Annotated in this window: 1 protein-coding gene; it reads left to right on the top strand. The window is 65.4% G+C overall.

Features of this window, described 5'->3' with window-relative positions; translation table 11 throughout:
- On the top strand, positions 1-154 hold a 154-nt coding region (locus XI09_RS08270; RefSeq protein WP_271566406.1), incomplete at its 5' end, for a GDP-mannose 4,6-dehydratase.
- Positions 155-217 lie beyond the last annotated feature (63 nt).

Genomic DNA, 217 nt, shown 5'->3' with positions numbered 1-217 from the left:
CGAGGTCGATCTCCTCATCGGCGATGCCAGCAAGGCGCGCGAGGTGCTCGGCTGGAAGCCGAAGCGGAGCTTTGCCCAGCTCGTCGAGGAGATGATGGCAAACGATCTGGCCGAGGCGAAGCGGGACGCTGCTCATGGCAAACGCTCTGTTTGAGCTGAAGGGCAAGAGCGTCTACGTCGCCGGCCATCGCGGCATGGTCGGCAGCGCGCTGGTGCG

Source organism: Bradyrhizobium sp. CCBAU 11386, from assembly GCF_028128955.1.
Taxonomy (GTDB): Bacteria; Pseudomonadota; Alphaproteobacteria; order Rhizobiales; family Xanthobacteraceae; genus Bradyrhizobium.
This window is presented reverse-complemented; position numbering and strand designations above follow the sequence as displayed.